This is a genomic window from uncultured Sphingomonas sp. (genome assembly GCF_964250165.1).
In the GTDB taxonomy this organism is placed as follows: Bacteria; Pseudomonadota; Alphaproteobacteria; order Sphingomonadales; family Sphingomonadaceae; genus Sphingomonas.
The window spans coordinates 1-18,433 of record NZ_CAXUEK010000052.1 but is presented as its reverse complement, the minus strand read 5'-3'; the positions used below and the strand labels follow the sequence as shown (position 1 = coordinate 18,433).

Below are 18,433 nucleotides of genomic sequence, written 5' to 3'. Positions count from 1 at the left end.
AAGGGCGTGCGCAAGGTGGCGGTGCTGGCGCCGGGCTTCTCCGTCGATTGCCTGGAGACGCTGGAGGAGCTGGCGATCCGCGGGCGCGAGAGCTTCGAGGAAGCCGGAGGCACCGATTTCGCCTATCTGCCCTGCCTCAACGACTCGCCCGGGGGCATGGCGATGCTGCGCACGGTGCTGGCGCGCGAGCTTGAAGGCTGGACGCGGCCCGCCTAGTCTCTCTCCAAACAGGATGGAGAGGTTGCAATGGCACGAGTGGCGATCGTCACCGGCGGCACACGCGGGATCGGCGAGGCGATCAGTCTGGCCCTGCAGGCACAGGGCATGACCGTCGTTGCCAATTACGCCGGTAACGACGAGCGGGCGACAGCCTTTACCGAACGCACCGGGATCAGGGCGTTCAAGTGGGACGTCAGCGACTATGACGCGACGCAGGCCGGCGTCGCCCTGGTCGAGGCGGCGGTCGGCCCGGTCGATGTACTGGTCAACAATGCCGGCATCACCCGCGACGGCACCTTGCAGCGGATGGACGAGCAAGCCTGGAAGGAGGTGATCGACACCAATCTGGGCGGCTGCTTCACCATGGCCAAGGCGGTGTTCCCGGGGATGAGGGACCGCAAATGGGGCCGGATCGTCAACATCGGCTCGATCAACGGCCAGGCCGGGCAATATGGCCAGGTGAACTACGCCGCGGCCAAGAGCGGGATCCACGGCTTCACCAAGGCGCTGGCGCAGGAGGGCGCCCGCTTCGGCGTGACGGTCAACGCGATCGCGCCCGGCTATATCGACACCGACATGGTGGCCGCCGTGCCCGGGGACGTGCTGGAGAAGATCGTCGCGCGCATCCCGGTCGGCCGGCTGGGGCAGGCGGCCGAGATCGCGCGCGGCGTGGCGTTCCTGGTGGCGGAGGATGCGGGCTTCGTGACCGGATCGACGCTGAGCATCAACGGCGGGCAGCATATGTACTGACGGGCGCAGCGGCGGGGCGGCTATGCCGCACGGCCGCGATGCGCGAGGCGAAGCCAAGCGCAGCGCCCGGTGCGGCCGGCGGGTTGGCGGCGCATGCCGACAAGCTCGTCCGACGTCACGCCGGCGGCTTTGCCGTCGGCCGATTCTTCTCAAGATCAAGGCCTGGCCGCGGCGAAGCCGCGTTCTCGACGTCGAACGGGTTCGGCTGACGCCGACCCGCCGGCCGTGCGGGCCGCTGTGCTCGGCTCCGCCGTGCTCACCGGCGCGGGCGTGGCCGCGCCTGCGGCCCGCACAACTAGGGAGCCGGCGTTCTTGCGAACACCGGCTCCCACGCCCCCGTTACGCTACGCGGGGGAACTCGATACGCTACGCGAATTGAAGAATAGGTTAGCCGCCTCAGCGGTAGCAGCGGCCCTCGTACGAGGCCTGTTTGGAGCCGTCGCGCTCGATCGCCCGGCCGGCGAGCGCGCCGCCGCCGGCGCCGAGCAGCGTGCCGACCGAGCGGTCGCCGCGCGTGTCGATCGTGCGGCCGAGCAGCCCGCCCGCAATGGCGCCGATGATCGCGCCCGCGGTGCCGTCGCTGCAGCGCTTGACCGGGCGATAGCGGGCATAGCCGTCCTCGCCGCGATACGAACGCTGATCGTAGCCCTGCGCGTAATAGCCGCGGTCATCACCGCGATAACGCTGCGCATCGGCGGCGGCGGGCGCGAGCGCGCCGGCGCCCGTCGCGAGCGTCACGGCCAAGAGGGTCAGCTTCCGGAACATCGCGGTTCTCCTTGTTCCCGTGGGTGGCGAGGAACGCCGCCACCCTGGGAAGGCATTTGCGCGATTCGCGTTGAGCCGAGGCTGAATGCGGCGGTTATCGCCCATTCAGCCTTTCCTGTCCGCCGCGAGCGGCTAGAGCCGGCCGCGCATGCGCCGGCCCGCGACCATTCTTGCCGTGATCGCGACCGTGCTGGTGATCGTCCCTGGCTGGTCGGGCGAGGAGCGGCTGCCGCTGCTGGGCGATTCGCCGACGGCGACGACCGCGACGCGGGTCGCGCTCGATCCCGCCGATCCGGCGCGGCGGCGGCTGGGCGCGCTCACGTATCTGGGCGGCGTCCGGCTCGACAGCCCTGATCCGGCGTTCGGCGGCTTTTCCTCGCTGTCGCTCGCGGGCGACCGGCTGACGCTGCTCAGCGACGGCGGCAATCTCGTGAGCTTCCGCATCGACCCGCACGGGCGCCTCAGCCGGGTGAGGTTCGCCGAGCTGCCCGGCGGCCCCGGCACGGGCTGGGACAAGCGCGACCGCGACAGCGAATCGCACGCCGTCGACCCGCGGACGGGGCGCGTCTGGGTCGGCTTCGAGCGCGCGAACGCGATCTGGCGCTACGCGCCGGGCTTCGCGCGCGCCGAGCGGGGCGTGCGGCCGGCGGCGATGCGGCGGTGGCGCTCGAACGGCGGGCCGGAGGCGATGACGCGCCTGCGCGACGGCCGCTTCGTCGTCATCGCGGAGGAGGCGACGCACGGGCCGGGGCGCGAGGCGCTGGTGTTCGCGGACGATCCGACGCTGACGGGCGAACCCGCGTTCCGCTTCCGCTACCTGCCGCCGCCCGGCTTCGACGTGTCGGACCTGTGCGAGTTACCCGACGGGCGACTGTTGGTGGTCAACCGCTGGTGGGGCTTCCCGCTGCGGTTCGTCAACACGCTGACCACGCTCTCGCCGGCCGCGCTCAAGCCCGGCGCGCTGGTGCGGGGACGGGAGATCGCGCGGCTGGGCGCACCGCTGACCCACGACAATGTCGAAGGCTGCGCGGCCGCGACGCAGCGCGGCCGGACGGTGATCTGGCTGGCCACGGACAACGACCGGATGTGGTTCCGGCCGTCGCTGCTTTTCAAGTTCCGGCTCGACTGAGCCGGGCGGGCCTCAGGCGGCGGCGGCCGCGCCGGCTAGCTTCTTGACGATGTCGCGCTTCAGGCGGCGGCAGCGCAGCGACAGGTCGGCGTCCGACGTCTTGACCAGCCAATTGTCGAGCCCGCCATTATGCTCGACCGAGCGCAGCCCGTGCGTCGAGACGCGCAGCCGCACCGAACGCTCCAGCGCGTCGGACAGCAGCGTGACGTTCTGCAGGTTGGGCAGGAAGGTCCGCTTGGTCTTGTTGTTGGCGTGCGACACGTTGTGTCCCACCTGCCGGCCCTTGCCGGTCAGCTCGCAGATGCGCGACATGATCAAAGAATCCCGGGTTGCCGATCGTTCGGAAAGGCTGGCCGCTTAGCGGCAGGGCGACGGTGGGTCAACCGGGCGCAACTCGAGCGGTCGGCCGGCGTTGTTTCGGCACCGAACCGTATTCCTTGAAAGGTACAGCCTCATGCGCGCCATCCTGACCCTGCTTGCGCTCGCCGTGCTGGTCGTCGCCGCGCTCGTCTATTTCGGCGTGATCCGACTTTCCGGCACCCCCGGCTCGGTCCAGGCGCCGACCGTCCATGCCGATGTCGGCCGGGTGACCATGGGTCACGAGAAGAAGACCGTGACCGTGCCGACGATCAGCGTCGAGAAGCCCGGCCAGCCGGCGACCAACCAGACCACGCCTTGACGCGCGCGCGCCGGCGGCGCTGAGCCGCCGGCATGTTCCCGCTGCCCGATCCCATGGCGCGCGCGCTCGCGGCCGCGCGCGACGCCGCGGCGGCCGGCGAAGTGCCGGTGGGGGCGGCGCTGGTGCGGGGCGGGGCGGCGGTCGCGGTCGCGGCCAACGCCCCGCGCGCGCTGCACGACCCGACCGCGCATGCCGAGATGCGCGTGATCCGCGACGCCGCGCGGACGCTTGGGCGCGAGCGGCTGGAGGATTGCGACCTGTGGGTGACGCTGGAGCCCTGCGCGATGTGCGCGGGCGCGATTGCCCATGCGCGCATCCGCCGGCTCTATTACGGCGCGCCCGATCCCAAGGGCGGCGCCGTCGAGCACGGGCCGCGGCTGTTTGCGCAGCCGACCTGCCATCACCGCCCGGAGGTGTATGCCGGGATCGGCGAGGCCGAGGCGGCGGCGCTGTTGCGGACGTTCTTCACGGGCAGGCGCTAGCTCGTCACCCTCACCCTTCCGGCAACGGCGCGCCTCCCTCCCGCTCCCGTGGAGGAAGGATAGCTCGCCCTGGCGAGGGAAGGGGTGAGGGCGAACGGGAGTTGCTTGTCCCATCCCCCGCTTTCCGCCACAACGATCCCGCACACACCCATGCCGCCGCTTGCCCCATTCCCCTGGTTCGACGTCCTCGTCATCCTGCTGCTGATCGCGCTGAACGGCGTGTTCGCGATGACGGAGCTCGCGATTGTCTCGTCGCGCAAGGCGCGGCTGGAGGCGATGGCGCGCGCCGGCCGGCGCGGCGCGCGGATCGCGATCGACCTCGCCGCCGATCCCAACCGCTTCCTGTCCGCCGTGCAGGTCGGCATCACGCTGATCGCGACGCTGGCGGGCGCGTTTTCGGGCGAGCGGCTGGGCGGGCCGGTCGGAGTGCGGCTGGAGCAGCTGGGCCTGGCCCACCACACCGCCGAGACGCTGGGCTTCGTGCTGGTCATCGGGGCGACGACCTTCGTCTCGCTGATCGTCGGCGAGCTCGTGCCCAAGCAGATCGCGCTGCGCTCGCCCGAGCCGATCGCGGCCGTGCTCGCGCCGCCGATGCACTGGCTGTCGCGCGCCGCCGCGCCGCTCGTCTGGCTGCTCGACCGCACCAGCGCCGGCATGTTCCGCCTGATGGGCCTGAGCCGCGAGAACGAGGACCAGGTGACGGCGGAGGAGCTGCATCTGGTCGTCGCCGAGGCGAGCAAGTCGGGCGTGATCGAGGAGCATGAGCGCTCGATCATCTCGGGCGTGGTGCGTCTCGCCAACCGGCCCGTGCGCGAGGTGATGACGCCGCGCACGGAGGTGGAATGGCTCGACTGCAATCTGCCCGCCGACACGATCCGGGAGCGGCTGCTCGGCAGCGCCCATACGCGGCTGCCCGTGGGCGACGGCTCAATCGACGCGGTGAAGGGCGTGGTCCAGGCGCGCGACGTCGCGGGCGCGCTGTTCCGCGGCGAGCCGCTCGATCTTGGGCGGCTGATTCGCAAGGCGCCGGTGGTGATCGACCAGCTCGACGCGATGGACGCGCTGACCGCCCTGCGCGCGGCGGACGTGCCGATGGCGCTGATCCACGACGAATACGGGCATTTCGAGGGCATCGTCACGCCCGCCGACCTGCTCGCCGCGATCGCCGGCGAGTTCGCGTCGGATACCCATGTCGACGAGGCGCCATCGGTCGTGGAGCGCGCCGACGGCTCGCTGCTGGTCGCCGGCTCGATGGCGGCGGATGCGCTCGCCGACCGGCTCGGCATCCACCTGCCGCCGGACCGGGACTATGCCACCGTGGCCGGGCTGGCGCTCGCGGTGCTCAAACGGCTGCCGGGCGAGGGCGAGAGCTTCGTGGTGCAGGGCTGGCGGTTCGAGGTGGTGGACCTGGACGGGCGGCGGATCGACAAGCTGCTGGTCAGCGCGGCCTGAGGCGCGCGGGCCGCACGCCGGTACGGCTGAGCTTGGCGAGACCGCACGCGCCACCCCGGCCGGCGGCGCCATAGCGCCGTCCGACCCCGGGGCGGGCTGCGGCATTCACGGCCGCGTCGGTGCGTCCGAGCCGGACGGCTCGCCCTCGTCCTCCTGCGCCGCAGACGCCGCGTCGCTCACCGGCTCGGCCGTGCAGCGCTGGGCGGCGTGGACGTGGCTGCCGCCATCGGCGAGGCGCACGAGCAGCGCCAGGTCGCGGCAGGTCTTCCCGTCCGCACCCGCCCGCCCCGGCCCGGCGGTGAGGAACCGGTGCTGGCCATCGGCGTCGCTCCACTCCTGGAACGCGCCGGTCCTGAGCGCGCGCGCCACGTAGGGCGCGTCCCCGGCCGCGAAGCCGTCCCTGGCGTCGGCGGGCGATACCGCCGCGGCCCCGGTCCGGACCGGGGCGGGCCGGTGGACATGATGCGCCCGCGGCGGCGGCGCAAGTGCGGGCACCGGCATGCTGACCATGTAGCGCGCCGGCAGGTCGGGCCGCACGGCGGCGGTCGCCCCCATCACGGCGAGGCCGAGCGCGCTCACGCCCGCGAACGCGCCGATCGCCAGCGGCCAGGCGGGACGCGCGGCACGGGTCGGGACGACCGCGTCGCCGGCGGTCTGCGTCTCACGCGTGCGGGTGATGCCGAAGCGCAGGCCGCCGAGCTCCACGTCCCAACTCGTGCGCGTCCGCGAGACGGCGGGCCGGGCGCGCGGGGGAAAATAGGCCATGAACGACTCCGGGCAGCAAAACCCGATCTATGTCACCAACCGGCGCGGGGAAACAGAGGGTGGTTCGGCATGCGTCGGGGAAGGCGATTGCGATGCCGCCGGGCGGTGACGGGGAGCGGGTGTGCGCGTGACTGGCTGGGTCGCTCAGGCCGGGCCGACGCGGCCCTGAATGCCGCGTCGTCGGTCGCGGCTGTGGCCGCGCCGGCCGGGCCGGCTGTTGCCGACGAGCTGCGCTCGCCGGCAGCGGCGCGGCCGCAGCCGCTCCTACAGCCGGCCGAACACCGCCTCGAAGCCCGCCCGGTCGCCCGCCGCCAGAAAGCGTGCCTGCTCCTGCCAGCGATCGCGGGTCATCCGGCCGGTGAATGCGCCCAGCTGTGCGTCGAGCGCGGCGGCCTCGTCGTCGTTCAGCGCGGCGATCTGGCCGACGGTGGTGACGCCGAGTTCGGCGAGACGGTCGGCCAGCTTTGGGCCGAGCCCCTTGAGCTGCGTCACCGAGCCGTCGGCGGCGGCCCGATCGGGCGCCAGCGGTGCGCCCGGTGCGGGGCCACCAGCGGGAGGAGGCGGAGCGAACGTCGGCCCGGCTGGCGATCGCGGAAGCGCCCGATCGGGCGTCCCCGGGGCCTCCTGCGTGCGCGCCGCGCGAGTGGGCGCCGCCGGCGTCGCATCCCGCCGGGTTTCCTGCTCCACCACCTGGTTGTGCTCGGCGACGTCGCGCAACGCCGCCTTGCGCCCGCGCTTGAGCCGGGCGCCCCAGATCATGGCGGCGATCACCAGCAGCGCGAAGATGGCGATGATCGCCAGGTGCGCGTCCGTGAACAGGTCGATCGTGTCCGGCAGCAGGCTGGCGCCCGGGGCGGAGGTGACCTGGTTCATGCTCGTGACGCTAGCCGGTCACGCCCCGGCTGGCGAGCGCCAATCATCGCAAGCCTATGTCGCGCCGGTGGAAACCGTCGGAATAGTCGATCGCGTCGATGGCGCGATAGGCGGTCGCGCGCGCCGCGGTGACGTCGGGTCCGCGCGCGGTGACGGCGAGCACGCGCCCGCCTGCCGCCACCAGCCGCGCGCCGTCCGCGCGGGTGCCGGCGTGGAACACGTGCGCACCGGTCGCCGCCGCCGCCACGATGCCGCCGATCACGCCGCCGGTCCGCGGCGCGGCCGGATAGCCCGCAGCGGCCACCACCACCGTCACCGCGGTCTCAGCCGCCAGCACCGGCGGCGGCAGGGCGGCGAGCCGGCCTTGCGCGACCGCCAGCAGCAGGCCGAGCAGGTCGCCCTCGAACCGCGCCATCAGCGCCTCGCATTCCGGATCGCCGAAGCGGACATTATATTCGATCAGCTTGGGGCCCTGCGCGGTCAGCATCAGCCCGGCGAAGAGCACGCCGGCGTAGGGCGTTCCCGCCGCCGCCATCGCCGCCAGCGTCGGCACGACGATCTCGGCCAGCGCGCGCGACTCCAACTCCGGTGTGAGCGCCGGGGCGGGGCTGACTGCGCCCATGCCGCCGGTGTTGGGGCCGGTGTCGCCGTCGCCGACGCGCTTGTGATCCTGCGCGGAACCGAACGCGACCGCGGCGCCGCCGTCGGCGAGCACGAACAGGCTCGCCTCCTCGCCCGCCAGAAACTCCTCGATCACCACCTCGCCGTTCCCGTCGGCAAAGATGGCGTCGAGCGCCGCATCGGCTTGGGCGCGCGTCGTCGCGACCGTCACGCCCTTGCCGGCGGCGAGCCCGTCCGCCTTGACGACGACGGGCAGGCCGAACACCCCGTCCAGCGCCAGCGCCGCCTCCTCGCGCGACGAGACCCGGCGATAGCCCGCGGTCGGGATGCCGGCGGCAGCGCACAGGTCCTTGGTGAAGCCCTTCGAACCCTCCAGCCGCGCCGCCGCCGCGGACGGCCCGAACGCCGCGACGCCCGCCGCGCGCAGGCTGTCCGCCAGCCCGTCGACCAGCGGCGCCTCCGGCCCGATCACGACCAGGCCAACATCGCGCGCGCCGGCAAAGGCGACGACGGCGCGATGGTCCCTCGCGTCGAGCGCGACCAGCTCGGCATGGCGCGCGATGCCCGGATTGCCCGGCGCGGCATAGAGCCTATCTAGGCCGGGCGATTGCGCCAGCTTCCACGCCAGCGCATGCTCGCGGCCGCCGCCGCCGATCAACAGGACGTTCATGCCCGATCTCGCTTTCGAAGGGTCACGGCTGGTAGCCGACACGCTCCCCGGCGACAACGCGCCCGCGGTCGGCGTCAGCGAGCTGGCCGGCCGGCTGAAGCGCATGGTCGAGGGCGAGTTCGGCCATGTCCGCTTGCGCGGCGAGATCTCGGGCTACAAGCGCGTCGCGTCCGGCCATGCCTATCTCTGCCTCAAGGACGAGGACGCGGTGATCGACGGCGTGATCTGGCGCACCGCCGCCGCCGGGCTCGCCTTCGTGCCGCAGGATGGGGCCGAGGTGATCGCGACCGGCCGGCTGACCACCTATCCGGGGCGGTCGAAATACCAGATCGTGATCGAGCGGCTCGAGCTGGCCGGCGCGGGCGCGCTGATGGCGCTGCTGGAGCGGCGCAAGGCGGCGCTGGCGGCGGAGGGGCTGTTCGACGCCGCGCGCAAGCGGCCGCTGCCGTTCCTGCCGCGCACCATCGGCGTCGTCACCTCACCCACCGGCGCGGTGATCCGCGACATCCTCCATCGCCTCGCCGATCGCTGCCCCACCCACGTGCTGGTCTGGCCCGTGAAGGTGCAGGGCGAGGGCGCGGCGGCCGAGATCGCCGTGGCCATCGCGGGGTTCGGCGAGATGCCGGCGGAGACGCGGCCGGCGCTGCTGATCGTCGCGCGCGGGGGCGGCTCGATCGAGGATCTGTGGGCGTTCAACGAGGAGGCGGTGGTGCGCGCGGTCGCCGCCTCGCCGATCCCGGTGATCTCGGCGGTCGGCCACGAGACCGACACGAGCCTGTGCGACCACGCCGCCGACCTGCGCGCGCCGACACCGACCGCGGCGGCCGAGCTCGCCGTGCCCGTGCTGACCGAGCTCAGGCTCCAGCTCGCCGGGCACGCCGCCCGGATGGCGCGGTGCGCCACGCGGTATCAGGAGCGCGCGCGCGAGCGGCTGGAGGCGCTCGCGCGATGCCTGCCGAGCCGCGACCGGCTGCTCGGGCCGCAGCGCCAGCGCGCCGACGATTGGGGTCAGCGGCTCGATCGCGGGCTGGAGCGGCGGGCGGGGCAGGCGCGGCAGGGGTTCGACCGGGTGGCGGCGGTGCTGCGCCCGGCGCTGGTCGAGCGGCGGCTGGAGCGGGCGCGGGCACGGGCCGACGCGGCCGCGCGGATGCTCGCCTCGCTCAACCCGGACGCGGTGCTGGAGCGCGGCTATGCGCGGGTGACCGCGCGCGCCAAGGATAAGGAGGGCGGCGCGACGCTGACCGGCGCCGATGCCGCCCGGACGGCGGGCGCGCTCACCGTCCGGTTCCGGGACGGCGAGGTCGATGTCCATGTCGATGGCGCGCCGGGTGCGCCGCGGCGGGTTGAGCGCGCGGGCGCGCGCGCCTACGTCGCGGCGCGTGCCGAGCAGCCGTCGCTGCTGTGAGCGGAAACCCGAGCGGAATGCCTGAACGATGCTGATGTCCAACACCGACCGGCCGGCCCGGCTGCACTATATGGCCAACGGCTTCCGCGTGCTGTCGCCGGGCGACCACGTCACCTGCGCGGTGTCGGGCGCGCGCATCGCGCTCGATGCGCTGCGCTACTGGAACGTCGCGCGGCAGGAACCCTATGCCACCGCCCGGATCGCGAGCGACATGCTGCGGCCGCGGTGACCGACATGCGTCACTGAATGCGCCGGAACTGCCGCGTCGTCCCCCCCTCGAACACCGCTTCCAGTCGCCCGAGCGTCGCTCGACGGATCGTCACCTTCTCGCCACGGCGGGGCGTCCGCATCCCGCGCCCGTCCACCTGAGCCCAGATCTGCCCGGACTCGAGCGTCACCACCACCGCGCCGTCGGAATTGACCGTCGCCTCGCGCACGACCGATTCGATCTGCGAGACGCCCGCGCCGATCAAGGACACGTCGCGCGGCGTGGGCAGGCCGAACAGGGCCTCGCGCGTCGCGCGGACTTCCTTCTGGTCGACCACCGCCACCGCCTCGGTCGCGACCGCCTCTTGCAGTGCCGCGCTGGCGCGGTCGAAACAGGCGAGGCGGCGGGTCCCGTCCATCTCGTTACGGCAGGCGATCAGATCGCGCAGCGCCGGCGGGGGCGGCGCGGCGTCCCGCTTGGCGGCGAACCCGGCGGCCGGGAACAACAGCGCGAACGTCATCGCGAGCGACAGGCACGAACGAACCATCCCCGGACAATACAGCTCGCCGGGAGAGCGGCAATAGCGGGCGGTCACCCGATGCCGCGCAGGCCGCGGTCGGCTGCCCGATCCATGTTGCAGGAAAGTGACACCGCCGGTCTAATCGTTGCAGCCTGGCCGTTCACCGATTGTGCGATGCGGCGCGAACCCGTTACGACAAGGGATGGGCGATCGCTCCGTTATCGGGCGTGATCTTTTCTTTGCAGCCCACAAGGGGAACACCATATGTTTAACCATATCCGCACCCAGCTGATGGTCGGCACGCTGCTGGCGAGCGCGACGGCGATCGCGAGCCCGGCTTTCGCGCAGGACGCGCCTCCGGCGCCGGCTTCGGCTCAGGACCCGGCGCGCGGCGCCCAGGCGACGCCCAACGAGGTCCAGAACCCCGGTCCGGGCGGGACGGTGCAGTCCAACGATGCCCAGGGCCGCCCTGCCGAGCAGGAGCCGATCCGCGGTGCGTCCTCCGCCGCGACCGGCGATGTCGTCGTCACCGGCACGCGCGTCGCGCGTCCCAACGCGACATCGCCCTCGCCGATCACTACCGTCGGCCAGGAAGAGATCCGTGAGTTCGGCGCGACCCGCATCGAAGACCTCACCAACTCGCTGCCGCAGGTGTTCGCCGGGCAGAGCTCCGGCGTCTCGAACGGCGCGGACGGCACGGCCACGATCGATCTGCGCGGCCTCGGGCCGAGCCGCACCCTGGTCCTCATCGACGGCCGCCGGCTGCAGCCGGGCGGCATCGGCGGCGGCGCCGGCGCCGACCTGAACTTCATCCCGTCGGCCCTGGTGTCGTCGGTCGACCTGCTGACCGGCGGCGCCTCCACCACCTACGGCGCGGACGCGGTCGCGGGTGTCGTCAACTTCAAGATGAACCGCAACTTCCGCGGCGTCCGCCTGGACGCGACCTATGGCTTCTATGACCATAACAACGCGAACGCGATCGAGTCGGTCGTCAACCAGCGCTTCACCGCGCCGAACGGCCACACGGCTCTCGGTGGCCGCTACGATGCGACCCTCGTCATCGGCGCGGGCACGTCCGACGATCGCGGCAGCGTCGTCGCCTATGCGAGCTACCGGAACGACAAGTCGATCACCGAGGACAATTACGATTACTCGGATTGCACGCTGAACCCCGATGCCAACCTGGTGGGCTTTGCCTGCGGTGGTTCCGGGACGCCGGCCAACGCACGCTTTGGGGGGTTCACGACCGCGAACAGGATCGCCGCGGGGCTGCCGGCAGCGTCCAGCTACACGCTTGATCCGACCACGCGGCAGCTGCGGCCGTTCGTGACGTCCGATCAGTTCAACTTCGCGCCCGCAAATTACTTCCAGCGTCCGGATGAGCGGTACCAGGGCGGCGTGTTCGCGTCGTACGAGGTGTCGAACGCCTTCCAGCCTTATGTCGACGCGATGTTCTCCGACTATTCGACCGACGCCCAGATCGCGCCGTCCGGCGTGTTCTACGGCACACGGACGGTGAATTGCGACAATCCGCTGCTGCTCGCCAACGCACAGATCGCGACGGCCATCTGCGGTGCCAATGTCGGGACCACGGCCAACGCCAGCTTCCTGCTGGGCAAGCGGAACGTCGAAGGAGGCGCGCGCGACTTCCAGATCCAGTTCACGCAGTATCGCCTGGTGGGTGGCGTGAAGGGCGAGATCAATGACGCGATCGGGTACGACGCTTATTACCAGATTGGGCAGATTCGCGAGCAGGACGTCTATCGCAACGACGTCTCCAACACGCTGATCAACAATGCGCTCAACGTCCGCAACGTCGGCGGCGTGGCCACCTGCGTGGTCGGCGCGACGACGGCGCCGGTTACCGGCTGCGTGCCTTACAACATCTTTACCGCGGGCGGTATCACCCCGGCCGCCGCTGCTTACATCAACATCCCGTTGGTGCTGACCGGCACGTCGCGGGAAGAGATCGTGAACGGCACGGTGACGGTCGACGCCGGCAAATATGGCATCAAGTCGCCCTTCGCGAGCGATGGCATCCGGCTGGCGTTGGGCGTCGAGAACCGCATCGAGCGGCTGAATACCCAGCCCGACCAGGCCTTCATCAATAACGAGGGTGCCGGTCAGGGCGGCCCGACGCTGCCGATCAACGGCCGCTATTCGGTTCGCGATCTGTACGCTGAGGCCGGTGTGCCGCTCGTCACCGACAAGCCGTTCTTCCAGGACCTGTCGGTCCAGCTTGGTTATCGGAATTCGCGATATAATGTGACTGGCGCGACCAATCAGAACTCGACGGACACGTACAAGATCGCCGGCAACTGGTCGCCGGTGCGAGCCATCGGGCTGCGTGCGTCGTATAACCGTGCGGTCCGCTCGCCCAATGTCGGCGAGCTGTTTTCGGCCAATCAGACCGGATTGTTCGCCGGCAATGACCCGTGCGCGGGTGCTTCAACCAACGTTGCCAATCCGACGGCGGGCACGGTCAACGGCAACACGTTTGCGCAGTGCGCCCGCACTGGCGTGACCGCGGCCGAGTTCGGCAACATCCTGGCGAACACGGCAAATCAGTACAACCAGACGACCGGCGGCAACGTGAACCTCGCGCCCGAGAAGGGCGACACCTATACGGCAGGCGTGGTGCTAAAGCCGCGGGTTCTGGGTGGCCAGCTGGTGCTGTCGGCCGACGGGTTCCTCATCCGTCTGCAGAATGCGGTGGGCGCGGTCGGGGCGCAGGTGGCGCTCAACCAGTGCCTGACCACGGGCGATCCGACGTTCTGCAGCCTGATCGTTCGCGGTCCGGCGACGGCGGGGGGTGCGGCGGGAACGCTGTTTCTCACCCAGTCGGGCAACCCGATCGGGTACGTCAACAACTTCACGATCAACACCGGGTCGGTTCGCACCCGCGGCATCGACGTGAACGGCGACTATCGGGCCAATCTCGGCAGCCTGCGGCTGCGGGCGCAGTTCATCGGGACCTATCTGGACAAGTATCAGGCGCAGCCCTTCTCGGGCGGCTTCATCTATGATTGCGCGGGCCGTTACGGCACGACCTGCGGCGCTCCCAATCCGAAGTATCGCTTCAACACGAACGTGAAGGTCGCAACGCAGAGCGATTTCGGGCTGACCGTCCGGTGGCGTTATCTGGGTCCGACGCAGCTGGATTCGGCGAGCAACGATCCGAACCTCGCTTCGCCGGGAACCTTTCCGGCGGTGGACAGCCATATCAAGCCGTATAGCTACTTCGATTTGCTGTTCTCGCTGCCGATCAACCAGAAGGCGGTGTTCCGCATCGGCGCGAACAATGTCTTCGACAAGGATCCGCCGCTGGTCAGCCAGGCTTCGATCCCGGCCACGGTCGGCAACGGCAATACCTTCCCTGGCACCTACGATGCGCTGGGGCGCTACATCTTCGTCAATCTGACCGCCGACTTCTGAGCGGAGGCATCGGACGGAATATCGGGCGGCGGGGCTTCGGCTCCGCCGCTTTTTTTTGTGCGCGCGCTCGCCTAACGTCGGTTCATGGCTGAGGATTTGGAAGCGCTGGCCGACGCCGCTGCCCGATCAGGGCAGATGCAGGCCGCGCGCGCGTATCTCGAGCGCGCGCCGCACGCGGGCTGGGGCACCGACGCGTGGCTGAAGCTGGCGGGCATGCGTCGGGCGACGGGCGACGCGCCGGGCGCACTGGCCGCCGCCGACCGTGCGCTGACGATCGCGCCGCTCCATCCGATGGCGCTGCTGCTGAGGGCATCGCTGATGGAGGCGCAGGGCAATCCGGCGGCCGGCGAAGCCTATGGTCGCGCGCTGGCGCAGCTGCCGGACCCGCCGCCTGCGGCGCTAGGGTCCGCCGTCGCGCGCGCGCGTGCGAGCTGGGACGGCTGGCGCGCACGCGAACGTGATCGCCTGCTGGCGCTGATCGCGTCCACCGCCCCGATGAGCGCCAAGGTCGAGCGTTTCGTCACCAATGCCGTCCGGCTGACCGAGCCGGACCATGCCGGCCCCACGCACTACAGCTTTCCCGGGCTGCGCACGCAGGCCTGGTGGTCGCGCGAGAGCTTCCCCTGGCTTGCCGAGCTGGAAGCGGCGACCGCCCTGATCGCGGCGGAGTTCGAGCAGGCGGTCGCGGCCTCGCCCGAGCTGGCGCCGTATGTGCACTATCCCGAAGGCGTGCCGCTCGGTCAATGGGCCGCGCTCAACCGCAACCGCGACTGGACGGCGCTGCACCTGCTCGATCGCGGCCGGCGTGTCGTGCGCAATGCCGCCGCGTGCCCCGGCACGCTGGCGCTGCTCGCCGGTCTGCCGCAACCCGACGTACCCGGGGCGGGGCCGAACGCCATGTTCTCGATGCTGGCGCCGCACACTCATATTCCGCCGCACACGGGCGTGGCGAACACCCGGCTGGTCTGTCACCTGCCGCTGATCGTTCCCGACGATTGCTGGTTCCGGGTCGGCGAAGAGGTGCGCCCCTGGCAGCCGGGCCACGCGTTCGTGTTCGACGATACCGTCGAGCATGAGGCGATGAACGGCTCCGACAGGCTGCGCGTTGTCCTGATCTTCGACGTCTGGCACCCGGATCTCACGCCGGACGAGCGCGCGGCGGTGACCGCCGTCATCGGCGGGGGCGGCGAGATTCATCGGCTTTGAGCGGCGACACGGGCCAGGCGCTGCAGCGAGCGGCCGACGCGCTTGCGCGGGGCGACCATCAGGCGGTGCTTGCCTGCGTGCAGCCGCTGGATCGGCCATCGCAACAGGACCCGCGAGTCGCCCAATATGCGGCACTCGCGCACCGCGCGGCGGGCGACAGCCGCGCGGCGCTGGCGGCGATACGGCGAGCGGCGCGTCTGAGCGCCGATGATCCGCGCATCGCCGCCGCCGAGGCGACGATCAGCTACGAGGCCGGGTTGCCGGCGACGGCGCTGTGGGAGCGGGCCATCCGCCTCGCCCCGCCGCCGCCCGATCTCGAACTGGCCTTGTCGCTGGCCGCGGCGCACTGGGCCGAGGGGCGGCCGGCGGCGGCCGAGGCGCTGATCGCCGATATCCTGCTGCGACAACCCGAATGGGTGCGTGGGCATCAGGCGTTGGCCAGTTACCGCTGGCTGAGCGGTGACCGAGAGGCCTTCGACCGCAGTTTCGCGCCAGCCGCGGCTTCAGCCCCAATCAGCCTGCCGCTACGGCTGGCCTGGCAGCGGGCGTTGGCGCAGGCAGGATTGCTCGAACGGGCGAGCGCCGTCATCCGTGCGGCGCGCGCGCAGCTGGGCGACCGGATGGAGCTGGACGCGGCCGCGGCGTCGCATGCGACCGAAATGGGCCACGACCAGGAGGCCGAGCGACTGTTCGCGCGGGTGGCCGATCTGGCCGATCCCGGCACGCAGCTGGCGTTCGTCCGTCATTCGATCCGGACGGGGCTGCTCGACCGGGCGGAATCGATCGCGGCTCAGCTCACGAGCACGGCTGCTGCCAATGGCGCCTGGCCCTATCTGGGGACGATCTGGCGGCTGAAGGGTGATCCCCGGGCCGATTGGCTCGACGGCGCGCCGCCGTTCATCCGGAGCTACGATCTCGGGCTGACATCGGCAGAGATCGATGCCGTCATCGGGCTGGTCCGCAGGCTGCACCTCGCCGTCCAGCACCCGGCCGAACAGTCGATGCGGGGCGGCACGCAGACCGAGGGTCAGCTCTTTCAACGCCTCGATCCCGAGCTGGCGCCGGTGCGCCGCGCCGCCCTGGCTGCCGTTCGGCGGTATATCGACGGCTTGCCGGACCGCGACCCGCGCCATCCGTTGCTCGGGCCGCCACGCGCCGCGCCGAACTTCGCCGGCAGCTGGTCCGTCCGTCTCGGCCGGCAAGGCCGCCACGTCGCGCACGTCCATTCCCAGGGATGGATCAGCTCGGCGCTGTATCTGGCGGTGCCCCCGCTCGACGCGCTGGGGCCAGCCCCGGCCGGCTGGTTGACCTTGGGCGCCGCGCCGGCCGACTTGCGCGTCCACACGCCGCCTCTGGCGCAACTCGAGCCGAAGGCCGGCCGGCTGGTGCTGTTTCCTTCCACGATGTGGCACGCGACGGAGCCGTTCGATCATGGCGAGCGGCTGACCATCGCCTTCGATATCGTCCCGGGCACCGCCGGGTGACAGGTGTGCGCCGCTAGGACGTCACCCCCAACGCCAGCTTCCCGTCGCCCTCGTCCACGTCCACCGTCGCCCCGTCCTTCACGTCGCCGCGCAGGATCAGCTCGGCCAGTGGATCCTGGAGATGGCGTTGCACCGCACGCTTGAGCGGCCGCGCCCCGTACACCGGGTCGTAGCCGACCCGCCCCAGCCACGCGCGCGCGGCGTCCGTCAGGTGCAGCTGCACCTTGCGGTCGGCGAGCAGCTTGCCGACGCGGCCGACCTGGATGTCGACGATCGGGCCCATATGCGCCTGGCCGAGCCGGTGGAACAGGATGATTTCGTCCAGCCGGTTGAGGAACTCCGGGCGGAAATGCGCGCGGACGATCTCCATCACCTGCGGCTCGACGGCCTCGACGTCCTGCCCCTCCTCCAGATTGGCCAGATACTGCGAGCCGAGATTGCTGGTCAGGATGATCAGCGTGTTGGAGAAATCGACCGTGCGCCCCTGCCCGTCGGTCAGCCGGCCGTCGTCGAGCACCTGGAGCAGCACGTTGAACACGTCGCCGTGCGCCTTCTCCACCTCGTCGAACAGCACGACCTGATAGGGCCGGCGCCGCACCGCCTCAGTCAGCACGCCACCTTCCTCATAGCCGACATACCCCGGCGGGGCGCCGATCAGCCGGGCAACGGCGTGCTTCTCCATGAACTCGCTCATGTCGATGCGCACCATCGCGCTCGCGTCGTCGAACAGGAACTCGGCCAGCGCCTTGGTCAGCTCGGTCTTGCCGACGCCGGTCGGCCCCAGGAACAGGAACGAGCCCAAAGGCCGGTTCGGGTCCTGCAGCCCGGCGCGGGCGCGGCGCACGGCGGTGGCGACGGCGCGCACCGCATCGGCCTGACCGATCACGCGCTTGGCGAGCACCTCCTCCATGTGGAGCAGCTTGTCGCGCTCACCTTCCAGCATCCGCTCGACCGGAATGCCGGTCCAGCGCGCGACGACGCCGGCGATGTCCTCGGAGGTCACTTCCTCGCGCAGCATCGCCCCCTTGGTCGTCGCCTGCGCCTCGGCGAGCTGCTTTTCCAGCGCCGGGATGCGGCCGTAGGAGAGCTCGCCGGCCTTGGCGAGATCGCCCGAGCGCTGCGCCTGTTCCAGCTCCAGCCGGGCGGCGTCGAGCTGCCCCTTCAGCGTCGCCTCGCCCGCGATCTTCTCCTTTTCGGCCTGCCAGCGCGTCGTCAGCTCGGCCGACTGCTGCTCCAGATTGGCGAGCTCGTCCTCGATATGCTCCAACCGGTCGAGCGACGCCGCGTCGGATTCGCGCTTCAGCCCCTCGCGCTCGATCTTGAGGCGCAGGATGCGGCGGTCGAGCGTCTCGATCTCCTCGGGCTTGCTCTCCACCTCCATGCGGATGCGGCTGGCGGCCTCGTCCATCAGGTCGATCGCCTTGTCGGGCAGGAAGCGGTCGGTGATGTAGCGGTTCGACAGCGTCGCGGCGGCGACCAGCGCGCCGTCGGTGATGCGCACGCCGTGGTGGAGCTCGTATTTCTCCTTCAGCCCGCGCAGGATCGAGACGGTATCCTCGACAGTGGGCTCGCCCACGAACACCGGCTGGAAGCGCCGCTGCAGCGCCGGGTCCTTCTCGACATACTTCCGGTACTCGTCGAGCGTGGTCGCGCCGACGCAGTGGAGCTCGCCGCGCGCGAGCGCCGGCTTCAGGAGGTTGCCCGCGTCCATCGCCCCTTCGGATTTGCCCGCGCCGATCAGCTGGTGCATCTCGTCGATGAACAGGACGA

The 18,433-nt window shown here is 71.2% G+C and carries 18 protein-coding genes; 11 read left to right on the top strand and 7 right to left on the bottom strand.

What is annotated here, in order from left to right:
- Positions 1 to 216 (top strand): ferrochelatase (locus ACFE64_RS11035; protein WP_375392513.1); only part of this gene is annotated, 216 nt, incomplete at its 5' end.
- 30 nt (positions 217 to 246) lie between these two features.
- On the top strand, positions 247 to 969 hold the full coding sequence (gene phbB / locus ACFE64_RS11030) for an acetoacetyl-CoA reductase (protein WP_375392512.1): 723 nt from the start codon (positions 247 to 249) through the stop codon (positions 967 to 969).
- Positions 970 to 1,365: 396 nt separating this feature from the next.
- On the opposite strand, the gene ACFE64_RS11025 is transcribed toward phbB, so the two are convergent.
- Entirely contained in the window at positions 1,366 to 1,734 is a 369-nt protein-coding gene (locus ACFE64_RS11025; protein WP_375392511.1) for a glycine zipper 2TM domain-containing protein, read from the bottom strand.
- 148 nt (positions 1,735 to 1,882) lie between these two features.
- On the opposite strand from ACFE64_RS11025, the gene ACFE64_RS11020 reads away from it, so the two are divergent.
- A complete protein-coding gene (locus tag ACFE64_RS11020) occupies positions 1,883 to 2,863 on the top strand; it encodes an esterase-like activity of phytase family protein (protein WP_375392510.1) in 981 nt (326 codons plus the stop codon).
- 12 nt (positions 2,864 to 2,875) lie between these two features.
- On the opposite strand, the gene rpmB is transcribed toward ACFE64_RS11020, so the two are convergent.
- Complete coding sequence (gene rpmB / locus ACFE64_RS11015) at positions 2,876 to 3,175, bottom strand: 50S ribosomal protein L28 (RefSeq protein ID WP_375392509.1); 300 nt, start codon at positions 3,173 to 3,175, stop codon at positions 2,876 to 2,878.
- A 142-nt stretch (positions 3,176 to 3,317) separates the two neighbouring features.
- Here rpmB and ACFE64_RS11010 point away from each other — a divergent pair, with 142 nt between their 5' ends.
- The 3 genes from ACFE64_RS11010 to ACFE64_RS11000 all read left to right on the top strand — a co-directional run bounded on the left by ACFE64_RS11010 (position 3,318) and on the right by ACFE64_RS11000 (position 5,476).
- On the top strand, positions 3,318 to 3,542 hold the full coding sequence (locus ACFE64_RS11010) for a hypothetical protein (protein ID WP_375392508.1): 225 nt from the start codon (positions 3,318 to 3,320) through the stop codon (positions 3,540 to 3,542).
- A gap of 53 nt (positions 3,543 to 3,595) precedes the next feature.
- On the top strand, positions 3,596 to 4,024 hold the full coding sequence (locus ACFE64_RS11005; protein ID WP_375392514.1) for a nucleoside deaminase: 429 nt from the start codon (positions 3,596 to 3,598) through the stop codon (positions 4,022 to 4,024).
- 150 nt (positions 4,025 to 4,174) lie between these two features.
- Positions 4,175 to 5,476: a hemolysin family protein gene (locus ACFE64_RS11000; protein ID WP_375392507.1), complete on the top strand. Its 1,302-nt coding sequence runs from the start codon at positions 4,175 to 4,177 to the stop codon at positions 5,474 to 5,476.
- Positions 5,477 to 5,581: 105 nt separating this feature from the next.
- Here the strand turns inward: ACFE64_RS11000 and ACFE64_RS10995 are convergent, their stop codons facing one another.
- The 3 genes from ACFE64_RS10995 to purD form a co-directional block, all read right to left on the bottom strand.
- The gene (locus ACFE64_RS10995; protein ID WP_375392506.1) at positions 5,582 to 6,241 is read right to left on the bottom strand and encodes a hypothetical protein; all 660 of its coding nucleotides are present in this window, start codon (positions 6,239 to 6,241) and stop codon (positions 5,582 to 5,584) included.
- Between the two features lie 264 nt (positions 6,242 to 6,505).
- Entirely contained in the window at positions 6,506 to 7,114 is a 609-nt protein-coding gene (locus ACFE64_RS10990) for a hypothetical protein (RefSeq protein WP_375392505.1), read from the bottom strand.
- A 43-nt stretch (positions 7,115 to 7,157) separates the two neighbouring features.
- A complete protein-coding gene (gene purD / locus ACFE64_RS10985; RefSeq protein ID WP_375392504.1) occupies positions 7,158 to 8,405 on the bottom strand; it encodes a phosphoribosylamine--glycine ligase in 1,248 nt (415 codons plus the stop codon).
- Here purD and xseA point away from each other — a divergent pair.
- Both xseA and ACFE64_RS10975 read left to right on the top strand, forming a co-directional pair.
- A complete protein-coding gene (xseA, locus tag ACFE64_RS10980; RefSeq protein ID WP_375392503.1) occupies positions 8,404 to 9,810 on the top strand; it encodes an exodeoxyribonuclease VII large subunit in 1,407 nt (468 codons plus the stop codon). The two genes, purD and xseA, sit on opposite strands and share 2 nt — an antisense overlap.
- Before the next feature lie 28 nt (positions 9,811 to 9,838).
- Complete coding sequence (locus ACFE64_RS10975; RefSeq protein ID WP_375392502.1) at positions 9,839 to 10,039, top strand: DUF2093 domain-containing protein; 201 nt, start codon at positions 9,839 to 9,841, stop codon at positions 10,037 to 10,039.
- 10 nt (positions 10,040 to 10,049) lie between these two features.
- Here ACFE64_RS10975 and ACFE64_RS10970 read toward each other — a convergent pair whose 3' ends face one another.
- A complete protein-coding gene (locus ACFE64_RS10970; protein WP_375392501.1) occupies positions 10,050 to 10,565 on the bottom strand; it encodes a hypothetical protein in 516 nt (171 codons plus the stop codon).
- A gap of 237 nt (positions 10,566 to 10,802) precedes the next feature.
- On the opposite strand from ACFE64_RS10970, the gene ACFE64_RS10965 reads away from it, so the two are divergent.
- The 3 genes from ACFE64_RS10965 to ACFE64_RS10955 all read left to right on the top strand — a co-directional run bounded on the left by ACFE64_RS10965 (position 10,803) and on the right by ACFE64_RS10955 (position 16,663).
- Positions 10,803 to 13,973, top strand: coding sequence for a TonB-dependent receptor domain-containing protein (locus ACFE64_RS10965; protein ID WP_375392500.1), 3,171 nt, complete (start codon positions 10,803 to 10,805; stop codon positions 13,971 to 13,973).
- A gap of 84 nt (positions 13,974 to 14,057) precedes the next feature.
- The gene (locus tag ACFE64_RS10960; RefSeq protein ID WP_375392499.1) at positions 14,058 to 15,179 is read left to right on the top strand and encodes an aspartyl/asparaginyl beta-hydroxylase domain-containing protein; all 1,122 of its coding nucleotides are present in this window, start codon (positions 14,058 to 14,060) and stop codon (positions 15,177 to 15,179) included.
- The gene (locus ACFE64_RS10955) at positions 15,176 to 16,663 is read left to right on the top strand and encodes a putative 2OG-Fe(II) oxygenase (protein ID WP_375392498.1); all 1,488 of its coding nucleotides are present in this window, start codon (positions 15,176 to 15,178) and stop codon (positions 16,661 to 16,663) included. Before ACFE64_RS10960 ends, ACFE64_RS10955 begins: the two co-directional genes overlap by 4 nt.
- 13 nt (positions 16,664 to 16,676) lie before the next feature.
- Here the strand turns inward: ACFE64_RS10955 and ACFE64_RS10950 are convergent.
- On the bottom strand, positions 16,677 to 18,433 hold a 1,757-nt coding region (locus ACFE64_RS10950; RefSeq protein ID WP_375392497.1), incomplete at its 5' end, for an AAA family ATPase.

Bases quoted from the DNA above. Each gene is read 5' to 3' on its own strand.
- ACFE64_RS10975 (WP_375392502.1), top strand. From the start codon at position 9,839: ATGCTGATGTCCAACACCGACCGGCCGGCCCGGCTGCACTATATGGCC.
- ACFE64_RS11020 (WP_375392510.1), top strand. From the start codon at position 1,883: ATGCGCCGGCCCGCGACCATTCTTGCCGTGATCGCGACCGTGCTGGTG.
- ACFE64_RS11005 (WP_375392514.1), top strand. From the start codon at position 3,596: ATGGCGCGCGCGCTCGCGGCCGCGCGCGACGCCGCGGCGGCCGGCGAA.
- phbB (WP_375392512.1), top strand. From the start codon at position 247: ATGGCACGAGTGGCGATCGTCACCGGCGGCACACGCGGGATCGGCGAG.
- ACFE64_RS11010 (WP_375392508.1), top strand. From the start codon at position 3,318: ATGCGCGCCATCCTGACCCTGCTTGCGCTCGCCGTGCTGGTCGTCGCC.
- rpmB (WP_375392509.1), bottom strand. From the start codon at position 3,175: ATGTCGCGCATCTGCGAGCTGACCGGCAAGGGCCGGCAGGTGGGACAC.
- ACFE64_RS11000 (WP_375392507.1), top strand. From the start codon at position 4,175: ATGCCGCCGCTTGCCCCATTCCCCTGGTTCGACGTCCTCGTCATCCTG.
- ACFE64_RS10990 (WP_375392505.1), bottom strand. From the start codon at position 7,114: ATGAACCAGGTCACCTCCGCCCCGGGCGCCAGCCTGCTGCCGGACACG.
- ACFE64_RS10965 (WP_375392500.1), top strand. From the start codon at position 10,803: ATGTTTAACCATATCCGCACCCAGCTGATGGTCGGCACGCTGCTGGCG.
- ACFE64_RS11025 (WP_375392511.1), bottom strand. From the start codon at position 1,734: ATGTTCCGGAAGCTGACCCTCTTGGCCGTGACGCTCGCGACGGGCGCC.
- ACFE64_RS10970 (WP_375392501.1), bottom strand. From the start codon at position 10,565: ATGGTTCGTTCGTGCCTGTCGCTCGCGATGACGTTCGCGCTGTTGTTC.
- ACFE64_RS10960 (WP_375392499.1), top strand. From the start codon at position 14,058: ATGGCTGAGGATTTGGAAGCGCTGGCCGACGCCGCTGCCCGATCAGGG.
- xseA (WP_375392503.1), top strand. From the start codon at position 8,404: ATGCCCGATCTCGCTTTCGAAGGGTCACGGCTGGTAGCCGACACGCTC.
- purD (WP_375392504.1), bottom strand. From the start codon at position 8,405: ATGAACGTCCTGTTGATCGGCGGCGGCGGCCGCGAGCATGCGCTGGCG.
- ACFE64_RS10995 (WP_375392506.1), bottom strand. From the start codon at position 6,241: ATGGCCTATTTTCCCCCGCGCGCCCGGCCCGCCGTCTCGCGGACGCGC.